This is a genomic window from Micromonospora globispora, assembly GCF_003857015.1.
Taxonomy (GTDB): domain Bacteria; phylum Actinomycetota; class Actinomycetes; order Mycobacteriales; family Micromonosporaceae; genus Micromonospora; species Micromonospora globispora.
In genome coordinates this window covers 1-12199 of record NZ_QGGF01000787.1, presented here as the reverse complement: position 1 = coordinate 12199, position 12199 = coordinate 1, and the positions used below count along the sequence as shown (strand labels likewise).

At 72.4% G+C, this 12199-nt stretch carries 12 protein-coding genes; 7 read left to right on the top strand and 5 right to left on the bottom strand.

Going from position 1 to position 12199, the window contains the following annotated elements; genetic code table 11:
• A partial coding sequence (locus tag DKL51_RS34230; protein WP_260428774.1) for a glycosyltransferase family 2 protein occupies positions 1-835 on the bottom strand: 835 nt, incomplete at its 3' end.
• Positions 832-1572: a class I SAM-dependent DNA methyltransferase gene (locus DKL51_RS34225; RefSeq protein WP_243420738.1), complete on the bottom strand. Its 741-nt coding sequence runs from the start codon at positions 1570-1572 to the stop codon at positions 832-834. The genes DKL51_RS34230 and DKL51_RS34225, both read right to left, overlap by 4 nt.
• A gap of 151 nt (positions 1573-1723) precedes the next feature.
• Here DKL51_RS34225 and DKL51_RS34220 point away from each other — a divergent pair, with 151 nt between their 5' ends.
• The 5 genes from DKL51_RS34220 to DKL51_RS34200 are packed head-to-tail and all read left to right on the top strand — an operon-like array spanning position 1724 to position 7062.
• Complete coding sequence (locus tag DKL51_RS34220; protein WP_109947892.1) at positions 1724-2362, top strand: SRPBCC family protein; 639 nt, start codon at positions 1724-1726, stop codon at positions 2360-2362.
• Positions 2359-3537 carry a zinc-dependent alcohol dehydrogenase gene (locus DKL51_RS34215; protein WP_109947891.1) on the top strand — a complete coding sequence of 393 codons (1179 nt, stop codon included), beginning with the start codon at positions 2359-2361 and terminating at the stop codon, positions 3535-3537. Before DKL51_RS34220 ends, DKL51_RS34215 begins: the two co-directional genes overlap by 4 nt.
• A gap of 46 nt (positions 3538-3583) precedes the next feature.
• Positions 3584-4153, top strand: a complete 570-nt coding sequence (locus DKL51_RS34210) for an HPP family protein (protein ID WP_109947890.1) — start codon at positions 3584-3586, stop codon at positions 4151-4153.
• 1 nt (position 4154) lies between these two features.
• Positions 4155-6602, top strand: coding sequence for a molybdopterin oxidoreductase family protein (locus DKL51_RS34205; RefSeq protein ID WP_109947889.1), 2448 nt, complete (start codon positions 4155-4157; stop codon positions 6600-6602).
• A 1-nt stretch (position 6603) separates the two neighbouring features.
• Positions 6604-7062, top strand: coding sequence for a hypothetical protein (locus tag DKL51_RS34200; RefSeq protein WP_109947888.1), 459 nt, complete (start codon positions 6604-6606; stop codon positions 7060-7062).
• A 6-nt stretch (positions 7063-7068) separates the two neighbouring features.
• On the opposite strand, the gene DKL51_RS34195 is transcribed toward DKL51_RS34200, so the two are convergent.
• Complete coding sequence (locus DKL51_RS34195; protein ID WP_109947887.1) at positions 7069-8316, bottom strand: cytochrome P450; 1248 nt, start codon at positions 8314-8316, stop codon at positions 7069-7071.
• A 126-nt stretch (positions 8317-8442) separates the two neighbouring features.
• Complete coding sequence (locus DKL51_RS34190; protein ID WP_123827124.1) at positions 8443-9348, bottom strand: hypothetical protein; 906 nt, start codon at positions 9346-9348, stop codon at positions 8443-8445.
• Positions 9349-9560: 212 nt separating this feature from the next.
• On the opposite strand from DKL51_RS34190, the gene DKL51_RS34185 reads away from it, so the two are divergent.
• Positions 9561-9956, top strand: coding sequence for a hypothetical protein (locus tag DKL51_RS34185; RefSeq protein WP_109947885.1), 396 nt, complete (start codon positions 9561-9563; stop codon positions 9954-9956).
• A 22-nt stretch (positions 9957-9978) separates the two neighbouring features.
• On the opposite strand, the gene DKL51_RS34180 is transcribed toward DKL51_RS34185, so the two are convergent.
• Positions 9979-10197 (bottom strand): DUF397 domain-containing protein, encoded by a 219-nt coding sequence (locus DKL51_RS34180; RefSeq protein WP_109947884.1) that lies wholly within the window; start codon positions 10195-10197, stop codon positions 9979-9981.
• A 67-nt stretch (positions 10198-10264) separates the two neighbouring features.
• Here DKL51_RS34180 and pepN point away from each other — a divergent pair.
• On the top strand, positions 10265-12199 hold a 1935-nt coding region (gene pepN / locus DKL51_RS34175; RefSeq protein ID WP_124813310.1), incomplete at its 3' end, for an aminopeptidase N.

The window sequence follows — 12199 nt, the reverse complement described above, 5'->3', positions numbered from 1 at the left end:
CCGCCACGGTCGCGGCGGCGGCGCGCAGCAGCAGGCCGGGTCGGCGGGCCGCGACCGCGGCAACCATGCCGGGCAGCACCGCCAGCGAGCCCAGCAACCGGACGGGCTGCGCCAGGTCGTCGTACGCCTGGCGGATCCGCTGCCCGACGAAGTGCCCCGAGGTCGGGGGCAGCCGGCGTACGTGGAGCCAGGCCGGCGCCGCCGTCGTGCCCCCGTACGCCCGCACGGTACGGACCAGTTCCAGGTTCTCGAAGAGCACGTCCGGGTCGTAGCCGCCCATGGCGAGGAAGGTGCTCCGCCGTACCGCCAGGGTGCCCGGCCAGTCGGCGGCAACGGCCCGGTTGAGCAGGGTCCGCCCGGTGTCCCACCAGGCGTGCCAGGGGAGCGGGTCGAAGTGGTTCTGCGGCCGGACCAGGTCCACCCGGTCCAGCAGCTCGTGTACGGAGCCCAGCCCGGCCTCGTCGTACCGGACGTCGTCGTCCGCGATGATCACGTGCTCGTGCCGGGCCAGCGCGATCCCGGTCAGCACCCCGAGCACCTTGCCGTTGACGCCCCGCCGGTGCGGGTCGGGGGCGGCGTGCCGGACCAGGCCGCGCCAGGCGGCGGCGTGCCGGGCGAAGAGTTCCGGAGCGGAGCCATCCACCACGGTGACGTCGACCCGTCGGGCGAGCCCACGCAGGTAGTCGGTGAGTTCGGCCAGGCCGCTGTCCTCGTGCCAGCGCAGCGGCAGGACGTACTCGACGGGGAGCCGACCGGGTCGGAGCCCGCCGCCCGGCCCGACGGTGACCGGGGCGGTCGGCGGGAAGGGACGGGGGTCGCGGGCCGGGGCGCTCACTGGGCCTCCCCGAGCTGGTAGACCGAGACGTGCTCGCGGCTCTCGTCGGTGAACGGCCGCCCGGTCCAGTCCGCCCAGCGGCTCTCCAGGGTCATCCCGGCCAGCTCCGCCATGAGATCCAGTTCGGCGGGCCAGGCGTAGCGGTGGTTGGCCGGCAGCAACTGCACGCCGTCGTGGGTCAGTCGGATCTTGGTGGTGGTCATCCGCTGCGCGGCCGGATGCAGCAGGGCCGCCTCCAGCAGCACCGCGTCCTCGGCCACCCAGACCGGGCGCAGGGCGCCGCCCGCGTGGAACGCCGCCGGGTCGGGCACCCACGCCTCGATGACGAAACGGCCGCCGGGCCGCAGGTGCGCGGCGGCGTTGCGGAAGCAGGCCACCTGGGCGGGCTGGTCGGGCAGTGCGAAGATGGTGTTGAAGGCGAGCAGCACCAGCGCGAACTGGCCGTGCACCCGGGCCTCCGCGAAGTTGCCGATGGTCAGCTCGATTCGTCCCCCGTCGGGCTTGCTGCGTAGCCGGGCGGCCATCTCCTCGGAGCCCTCCACCCCGGCGACACTCATTCCCCGTTGCACCAGCGGCAGCGCCAGCCGGCCGGTGCCGATGCCGAACTCGCAGATCGGTCCCCCGTCGGCCAGTGCGATGAGGCGGTCCACCGCCGCCTCCGGGTCCAGGTGGGCGTACGCCTGGTCGTAGACGTCGGCCGGGATGTGCCGGCCGTACTCGCTGGGGTCGAAGGCCAAGGCCGCCTCCCTGCCGAACCGGGTGATGGTGCCCGGGCAGCGTGCCCGGATTTTCGCCTATCAAACCGGTTTGTCGTTTCGATCGCCGCACGCCGGGTAGCGCTGCGGGGCGCGGGGGTCCGTCCCCGGAGGCGTGGGTGGAGGAGACGTGATGACCAGCAACACAACGAGGTGGGCACTGGCCGGCGCCGCCACGGTGACCGTGCTCGGTGCCGGTCGGGTAATGGCCCGGCGACGGCGCCGGCACCAGCCCGAGCGGAAGGACGGCTGGTACGTCGTCCACCGAGGAATCACCGTGGACCGGCCGGTGGACGCCGTCATCGGCTTCTGGACCGATCGGGAGCGGCTCGACCGGGGGCTCGCCGAGTGGGCGACCCTGGAGCAGCTCGACGACACCCGGTGGCGCTGCGTGGCCGGTGACCCGGCCGGCGGCGGCACCGAGTGGCGCGCCGAGATCACCGTCGACGGGCCGGGCCGGCTGAGCTGGCGGGTGACCGACGGGCCGGTGGCCCAGCAGGGCCGGGTCGAGCTGGTCCCCGCCCCGCAGGACCGGGGCACCGAGATCCGGGCCGAGCTGCGGTGGCGCTCCGGCCCGGTACGCCGGGCACTGGGGCTGACCACCGGCACCGACCCCGACCTGGGACTGCGGGACGCGCTGCGCCGGATCAAGTCGCTGATCGAGGCCGGCCAGATGATCGAGACCCGGCACGACCCGTCCGGCCGCAGCCCCGAGCAGGAGGAGGCGACCGACAAGATGCGGGAGAAGCTGGCGACGGGAGGCCGGCCGTGAGGGCGCTCTGCTGGGAAGGGGTCCGCAAGCTCGCCGTTCGGGACGTGCCGGAGCCGAGCATCCGCGCCGCGCGGGACATCATCGTCAAGGTCCGGGCCAGCAGCGTCTGCGGCTCCGACCTGCACCTGATCAACGGGTTCCTGCCGGCGATGCGGGAGGGGGACATCCTCGGCCACGAGTTCATGGGCGAGGTGGTGGAGACCGGCCCCGACGTCCAGCGCCTGAAGGTCGGCGACCGGGTGGTGGTCGGCTCGGTGGTCGCCTGCGGCGGCTGCTGGTACTGCCGCACCGAGCAGTACTCGCTCTGCGACAACTCCAACCCGCAGCCCGTCTTCACCGAGAAGCTGTGGGGCCACGCCCCGGCCGGCATCCTCGGCTACTCGCACGCGGCCGGCGGCTACGCCGGCAGCCACGCCGAGTACATCCGGGTGCCGTTCGGCGACGTCGGCGCGTTCACCGTGCCCGACGGGGTGCCGGACGACTCGGTGGTCTTCGCCTCGGACGCGATGCCGACCGGCTGGATGGCCGCCGACTTCTGCGGGCTGAAGGGCGGCGAGGTGGTCGCGGTCTGGGGCGCCGGCGGGGTCGGCCAGATGGCCGCCCGGGCCGCCCAGATCCTCGGCGCCGAGCGGGTCGTCGTCATCGACCGGCTGCCGGAGCGGCTGCGCACCGCCGCCGACCGGCTCGGCGTCGAGACGATCAACTACGCCGAGACCGACGTGCTGGAGGCGCTGCGCGAGATGACCGCGGGCCGCGGCCCGGACGCCTGCATCGAGGCCGTCGGCATGGAGTCGCACGACGTCGGGCCCGTCTACGCGTACGACAAGGCGAAGCAGACGGCCCGGTTGACCACCGACCGGCCGACCTCAGTCCGGCAGGCGATCATGGCCTGTCGCAAGGGCGGCACCGTCAGCATCGTCGGGGTGTACGGCGGGCTGGTCGACAAGTTCCCGCTCGGCGCGGCCATGAACAAGGCCCTGGTGCTGCGGATGGGGCAGATGCACGCCCAGCGCTACATCCCGATGCTGCTGGACCGGATCGCGATCGGCGAGATCGACCCCGGCTACCTGGCCACCCACCCGATGTCGCTGGAGGACGGGGCCCGCGGGTACGAGATCTTCGAGAAGAAGGAGGACGGCTGCCTGCGTACCGTCCTGCATCCGCAGCCGGCGTGAGCACCGCGGTCGATTCAATTTTCGGCGACGGGGTACAGCAGTCGGCATGCCTGTTCAGACCGATGAGTCCCCGTCTCGGGTTCAGACCCATGAGTCCCCGTCCCGGGTCAGCACCGCCACCAGGGCGTTCGGCGGGAGCGCCGTCGCCCTGGTGGTGGCCGGCACGGTCGCCCTGCTGACCCGGCAGCCCTGGCTCTTCCCCAGCCTCGGCCCGGCGGTCATGCTGCACATCGAGCAGCCCGACAAGCCCGAGTCGTCACCGCGCAACACCGTGATCGGCCACCTGGTCGCCCTGCTGGCCGGGTACGCCATGCTGGTGGTCACCGGCCTCGCCGACAATCCGTCGGCCCTCCAGGAGGGCTTCTCGGTGCCGCGGATCATCGCCGCCGCCGGCTCCCTCGCGATCACCGCGGCGGTGCTGGTGCTGCTGAACGCCGCCCACCCGCCGGCCGGTGCCACCACCCTGATCGTGGGCCTCGGGCTGCTCAAGACCCCCACCCAGCTGGTCATCGCGTTCGCCGCCGTGGTGCTGGTGACGGTGGTCGACCTGCTCTTCAACCGGTCCACCGGCCGGAAAATGCCGGTGTGGCGGGCGCCTGCTGCAAAGGAGGAGTGAGATGGTCGATCGGATCGCCGACCCGTGGGGGCCGCGCACCCCGTACGGGCCGGGTGAGCGGTGGCCCGTACGGGTGGACAGTTTCCTCTCCGACGGGCACACCGAGGCGGACGTGCAGCGTTGGGTGCCCACCGCGTCCATCCTGCACTCCAACGGCGACGCCATGGACATCGCGGTTATCGACGACCGGATCGTCGGGGTCCGGGGCCGGGCCGGCGACCGGATCAACCACGGCCGGGTCGACCCGAAGGACCTCTACGGCTGGCAGGCCAACCACAGCCCGGACCGGCTGCGCCGCCCGTTGATCCGTGAGGGTGGCCGCCTGGTGGAGACCGACTGGGACACCGCCATGGGGCGGATCGTGGCCCGGTCGAAGGAGCTGCTGGCCGGCCCCGGTGGCTGGGGACACTTCGGCTTCTACACCAGCGGGCAGCTCTTCCTGGAGGAGTACTACACGCTCGGCGTGATCGGGAAGGCCGGGCTGGGCACCCCGCACATGGACGGCAACACCCGGCTCTGCACCGCCACCGCCGCCGCCGCGATGAAGGCGTCCTTCGGCACCGACGGGCAGCCCGGGTCGTACACCGACGTGGACCACTGCGACGCGATCGCGCTCTGGGGGCACAATGTCGCCGAGACGCAGACCGTGCTCTGGATGCGGATGCTGGACCGGCGCCGCGGGCCGAACCGACCGGCGATGCTCGCGGTCGACCCGCGCGCCACGCCGGTGGCCCGGGAGGCCGACGTGCACCTGGCGCTCCGAAACGGCACGAACATGGCCCTGCTCAACGGCCTGCTCCGCGAGCTGATCCACCGCGGCTGGTACGACGAGAAGTACGTCCGGGCGCACACCATCGGCTTCGACGAGCTGTGCAAGGTGGTGGAGGACTACCCGATCGCCAAGGTGGCCGAGATCTGCGACCTGCCGGCCCGCCAGATCGAGCAGGCGGCCGAGCTGCTCGGCCACTCGGAGCGGCTGCTCTCCACCGTGCTCCAGGGCTTCTACCAGTCCAACCAGGCCACCGCGGCCTCCTGCCAGGTGAACAACATCCACCTGATCCGGGGCATGATCGGCCGGCCCGGCGCCGGGCTCTACCAGATGAACGGGCAGCCGACCGCGCAGAACAACCGGGAGTGCGGCGCCGACGGCGACCTGCCGGGCCTGCGCAACTGGGCGAACGAGGAGCACGTCGCCGAGCTGGCCCGGCTCTGGAACGTCGAGGTGGACACCATCCCGCACTGGGCGCCGCCGACGCACGCCATGCAGATCTTCCGGTACGCCGAGCAGGGCTCGATCAAGCTGCTCTGGATCTCGGCAACCAACCCGGCGGTGTCCCTGCCCGACCTGGCCCGCGTCCGCCGGATCCTGGCCAACCCGGAGCTGTTCGTGGTGGTGCAGGACCTCTTCCTCACCGAGACCGCCGAGCTGGCCGACGTGGTGCTGCCGGCGGCCACCTGGGGCGAGAAGACCGGCACCTTCACCAGCGTGGACCGGACCGTGCACATCTCGGACAAGGCCGTCGACCCGCCCGGGGAGGCGCGCCCCGACCTGGACATCTTCCTGGACTACGCGCGCCGGATGGACTTCCGCGACTCCGACGGGAACCCACTGATCAAGTGGACCGATCCCGAGTCGGCGTTCGAGGCGTGGAAGGAGTGCTCCCGCGGGCGGCCGTGCGACTACACCGCGATCACCTACGAACGGCTGCGCGCCGGTGGCATCCAGTGGCCGTGCAACGACGAGCACCCGGACGGCACCGAACGGCTCTACACCGACGGCGTCTTCAACACCGACCCGGACTACTGCGAGTCGTACGGGCATGACATGTCGACGGGGGCGGAGCTGCTGCCCGAGGAGTACAAGGCCAAGCAGCCGGGCGGGCGGGCGTTCCTGCACGCGGTGCCGTACCAGCCGTCGCCGGAGGTGCCGAGCGACGAGTTCCCGTTGCTGCTCACCACCGGCCGCACCGTCTACCAGTTCCACACCCGGACCAAGACCGGGCGGGCCACCCAGCTCGTGCACGCCGCGCCCGAGTCCTGGGTGGAACTCAACCCGGCCGACGCCGACCGGCTCGGCGTGGGGGAGGGGGACCTGGTCCGGGTCGAGTCGCCCCGGGGCGTCGTCCGGGGGCGGGTCCGGATCTGCGGGGTACGCCCCGGCGTGGTCTTCGTCCCCTTCCACTACGGCTACTGGGACGCCGCCGACGGTGCCGCCCCCGGTGAGGGACGGCACGACCGGGCGGCGAACGAACTCACCATCACCGCCTGGGACCCGGTCTCCAAGCAGCCGATCTTCAAGGTGGCCGCGGTCCGGGTGGTCAAGGAGGCGGACTCCGGCGGCCGGCCCTCGCCGGCACCGACGGTCGGCGGCCCCGCGCCGCTCGACGGGTCCGGCATCCCGGCGACGGTCGGCGGACCGGCCGCCGAGGCGCCATCGAGGGGGGAGTGACATGCACCTGGCGCACTATCTCGGGCTGCTGCACAAGGCCCAGGCCCGCCTCGGTGACGCCTTCACCGAGGTCGGCGAGGCGCACCGGGAGGAGCCGGACGTCTTCCACATCTGCGAGAAGTTGGCCGCGCAGTGCCGCCAGCACGCGGAGAAGCTGGAGCCGTTCGCCCGCCGGTACGCCGAGGAGGCCCCGAAGGAGCCGGACCGGCTGCACTCGGAGCTCTTCTCCGGCACCCGCACCGGCCCGATCGGGCTGCTGCGGGACCTCCAGGACCTCTACCTGATGGCGGCGGAATGCGACATCTGCTGGACGGTGGTCGGCCAGGCCGCGTACGGGGCGCGGGACGAGGACCTGCTGGCGGTGGTGAAGTCCTGCGAGCAGGAGACCGCCGTCCAGCTCAAGTGGCTGCGGACCAGGATGAAGCAGGCCGCTCCCCAGGCCCTCGTGGTGGCCGACTGAGCCCGCTCACCCGGTACGCCGGACGGCGTCGATCAGGAAGCCGCTGGGCGGCAGGGCGGGCATCCGGCGCAGGCTGAGCGCGAGGTCCTGGGGTGGCACCTGGTAGCTCATCGTGGTGGTCAGGTTCGTCACCGCGCGCTTCATCAGCTCGATGGTGATCCACTCACCGGCGCAGCGGTGGCCGGTGAAATGGTTCCCGCCGCCCTGCGGCACCAGGCCGAACGGGTCACCGCGCCAGCCGGCGAACCGGTCGGGCCGGAACTGCTCCGGCCCCGGCCACAGCTCCGGGTGGTGGTTCGTGCCGTAGAGGTCGAGCAGCACCCGTCGCCCCCGCGGGAAGTGGTGGCCCTGCCAGTCGAAGGACCGCCGGACCCGGGCCGCCGCGACCGGGAAGAACGGGTAGTAGCGGCGTACCTCCTGGACGAAGTGCTCGGTGGCCGGCTCGTCGCCGCGGACCCGGTCCCGCCAGTGCGGGTGGTCGTGCAGGGCCAGCGCGGCGAAGACCACGAAGCGGTCCACGGCCACGGTGGGGCGGACGATGTTCAGCAGCTCCACCGCGGCGATCCGCCGGGGCAGCAGGTGGCCCTGGTCGCTCCGGTGCTCGGCGATCACCCGCAGGGCGCTTCCGTCCGGCGTGGAGAGGGCACCCGCCCGGACGCGTTCGACCAGGTCGGCGGCCCAACGCTCGGCGCGGCGGCGGGCGAGCAGGCCCCGCCAGTGCCGGGGGCCGATCGCGGCCGGCGCCTCGATCATCGCGTGCAGCTGCGTCGTCCGCCGCGCCACGTCCGAGCCGGCCAGTGGCACCCCGGCCCAGGCGCAGACCGCCCGGGTCAGCATCCGGGCGATCTCGTCGTAGAGCACCACCGGCCCGGACCGCTCCCAGACCGGGATCTGGGCCCGCCACTCGTCGTCGAAGAGCTGGCCGAGCTGGCGGATCGCGGACGGTGTCATGATCGACATGAACATCGCCTTCCGCTGCCGGTGCGCGGCGTCGTCGAGCCCCTGTACCCCGGTGACGCCGGTGAGCGTCCGCTGCCCGCGCATCGGCATGGCCCCTTGGCGGACGAAGCGGTCGTTGTCGTAGAACAGCACGGCGGCGGGGCGACCGCGCAGGCAGATGGTCCGTTGCAGCAGCAGCCGGGTCTGGAAGATCTCGCTGCCGTACCGGTCGCAGCGGTCGCCGATGAACCGGTACCCCTCGCGCAGGAACGCCAGGGTGCTCTCCGGGCTGCGGTCGACGGGAATGGCGGTCATCGGCTGCTCCTGGCGCGGCTCGGCGGCTCTCCACGACGGGGCGGGTGCCCGGCTGCGTCTACCCAGGCCGGGCCCGGTGAATCCCACGGGTCTGTCCGGTCTCGGGACCTGCGCGACATATCGGCATCAGGACCTGAGTGACAGTCCGCCAACGTTATTCGGGAGCCACAAGGATGGTGACCCTGGCGGGTGACTCGCGCGAGTCGACGAAGATCCGGACGAATGCCGACCGAGCCGGTGAGATGTCCAGCTTCTCAATGTGGTGGACGAGGATGTTGCCGGCTTCGATGACCCCGCTCGGTAGGTCCAGTCGTCCGGCGAAGACTTGATGCGCTCCGCCCGGGGGCACCTGCCCGACGCTGACCTCAACCCGTACCGCACCCACCCCCGGTGCCCGAGTGCCCACCAATACCGACCTGCCGTCCGATATCGCGCCGGCCGACGCCGGCCCTCGTCCCAGACCGGGCTGTCCCGGTGGTCGCGGTCGCCGATCAGCACGAGTCCGCCCCTGGCTTCCAGGACAAACGAGAGATAGTCCTTGCCGGACACACCGGCGTGCGTGGCGGGCTCCGGCGCAGGCTCAGGTTCGTCCGGCGCTGATGGCCGGTGCTCCAGCGCCGGTTCACGTTCGTGCGGATTCGGTGGCCGGTTTGCCCGGGCGGCGTTGACTGCCCACACGTTCGCCAGCAGCATTCCGGCGACAATTCCCGACGCGACAATCGGGAATCCGCCAGAGCCCACCACCAGGTTCACGACGACCGACCCGCCGATCAAAAGCACCAACCCGGCGAGGCCGAGCGGAGCAGGGAGGGCGTGTCCGGACAGCCATCGCCGTCCCGCGATCACGATGAGCGACGAGCCGAGCAGCAACGCGAGCAACAGGAACAGAGCGGCGCCGACCGGCTGGTCGTGGTTCACCACGACCAGAATGCCCACCAGCAGCGCGACACCACCGATGAGCAGTGACGCACTGTCAGCTTCTCTCGGCCAAGCGCTGTCGTCGCGAACCGGCTGCGCTCTGTCGCCATCCATCCATTCATCGTGACAGCGACGACCGTCGAATTCCAGATCGCAAGCTGCGCCGCGGGCGGAGCCCTGGGAGGGGCCAGCGTGACAAGGTTCGGCTGGCCCCTCCCAGGACGGCGGAAAGCTGGTTGGCTCAGTCGCGGGCCGGCGGCGAGTCGTTCGATCGCAGCCCCGGCTCGGGCTGCCATGGACCGGCCGGCGACGACGGGGAGGGGCGGATGCGGGACAACAGGACGCCGCATTGGCGGCAGCGGCGGCTCGTCAGCGGGCTCGCTCCGGGCCGCGGCGGCCCGGAGGAGTCGGGGATAGCGCCGCCCCGGCGGGCCGTGTCCCGGCCGCCCCGGTTCTTCACCGTGCACCTCGGCTTCGAGGCGGCCGGCCCCGCCGACGCCCGCGAGCTGGCGGTCGGCTACGCCGAGGCGCTGAGCCTGCTCCGTCCCGAGTTGGCGCTCGGCGCCGCGGCGCTGTCCCCGGCCGACGCCTGGCACCGCGCCGAGCGGCTGTTCTGCGGAGCAATCGGCCCGGACGGTGAGCGCTGCGCCGACGTGGCCGACCACCCCGGCTTCCACCACGCCCCCGGGCTGGGCGGACTCGGCTGGGGCGACGGTGACTGACCGTCGCCGTCGCCCCGGCCGCTCACTCCAGGTCGAACTCGCCGTCCTGAGCGCCCGCCACGAAGGCGTCCCACTCCGCCTGGGTGAAAACCAGCACCGGCCCGTCCGGCTCGGCGGAGTTGCGCATGCCGATCAGGTCGTCGACGAAGGCCACTTCGACCGCGGCCTCGGACATGTCACCCTCGGCTCGCTGCCAGACCGCCCGGGAGAGGTCGAAGTCGCCCTTGGGGTGCTGACTCATCGCTGTTCCTCCATCACCGCAGGCCACGGGGAAACGCATGTGGTTCCCCATCGGGCAGGATAAGCGGATGCCGAGCCTGACCCGTGTAGAGGCGTCCGCGCGTGGCGCGCTGCTGACGGTCGAGTCCTACCAGGTGGACCTCGACCTGACCGGCGGTGGCGAGCGGTTCCGCTCCACCGTCACCATCCGGTTCCGGGCGACCCCCGGCGCCGAGAGCTTCGCCGAGGTCAAACCCGCGAAACTGCTCGCGGTACGCCTCAACGACCGGGACCTCGACCCCGGCATCCTGGCCGACGACCGGCTGCCGCTGACCGGGCTCGCAGAGGAGAACGCGCTGACGGTCAGCGCCGAGATGGCGTACTCGAACACCGGTGAGGGAATCCACCGGTTCGTCGACCCGGCCGACGGCGAGACCTACCTCTACGCCATGTCGTTCCTCGACGACGTGCAGCGGATCTTCGCCGCCTTCGACCAGCCGGACCTCAAGGCGCCGGTCACCCTCTCCGTCACCGCGCCGCCGGAGTGGACCGTCGCGGCCAACGGCCAGCTCGCCGCGCAGCCCAGCCCGGGCCGCTGGGAGTTCGCCCCGACCGCGCCCCTGGCGACGTACTTCTTCTCGCTGATCGCCGGCCCGTGGCACGTCCGGCGCGACGAGCACGACGGCATCCCGCTCGGCATCTGGTGCCGGCGGTCCCTGGCGGCCCATCTCGACGCCGACGCGGACGAGATCTTCACCGTCACCAAGCAGTGCTTCGACCGGTTCCACCAGCTCTTCACCGAGCGCTACCCGTTCGGCAAGTACGACCAGGCGTTCGTGCCCGAGTTCAACGCCGGCGCGATGGAGAACCCGGGGCTGGTGACCCTCCGCGACGACTACGTGTTCCGTTCCGCCGTGACCGACACCCAGCGGGAGTTGCGGGCCACCACCATTGCCCACGAGATGGCGCACATGTGGTTCGGCGACCTGGTGACCATGCGCTGGTGGGACGACCTCTGGCTGAACGAGTCCTTCGCGGAGTACCTCGGCACCCGGGTGGCCGCCGAGGCGACCCGCTTCGAGCAGGCGTGGACCACCTTCGCGATGCGCCGCAAGGCGTGGGGGTACGCCGCCGACCAGCGCCCGTCCACCCACCCGGTCGCGCCGGAGGAGGTGGCCGACGCCGCCCAGGGGCTGCTCAACTTCGACGGCATCTCGTACGCCAAGGGCGCCAGCGTGCTGCGGCAGCTGGTCGCCTGGCTCGGCGACGAGTCCTTCCTCGCCGGGCTGAACGCGCACTTCGCGAAGCACCGCTTCGGCAACGCCACCCTGGCCGACCTGCTCGCCAGCCTCAGCGCGGCCAGCGGCCGGGACCTCACCGACTGGGCCGAGCGCTGGCTGCGCCGGCCCCAGGTAAACACCCTGCGGATGGAGACGGCGGTCGACGCCGACGGCCGGTGGACCGAGGCGGCGGTGGTGCAGACCGCGCCGCAGGCGTACCCGGTGCTGCGCCCGCACCGCACCGGCATCGGCCGGTACGCCCCCGACGGCACGGTGAGCCGCTTCGAGGTGGACCTCGATCCGGACACCGACAAGGGCCGCACCGAGCTGACCGAGCTCGTCGGCGAGCCGGCCACCGGCCTGCTGCTGCCGAACGCCGGCGACCTGACCTTCGCCAAGATCCGCCTCGACCCGGCCTCCGCCGACGCGGTGCCGATGGTGCTGCCGGGGCTGGCCGACCCGCTGGCCCGGGCGCTGCTCTGGGGCGAGGCGCTGGACGCCGCTACCGACGGGGAACGGCCGGTGACCTCACTGGTCTCGCTGATCGCGGCGGCGCTCCCCGCCGAGACCGAGGTGATCATCGCAGAGGACGTCCTGACGCTGAGCCGCAGCCTGATCGACCGCTACCTCGACCCGCTGGCCCGGGAGGCGGCCCTGCTCCGGGTGGCTGGGGCGTGCGCCGCGCTGCTCGCCGGCGCTCCCGCCGGTGGCTCGCTGCAGCTCGCCGCGGCCCGGGGCCTGATC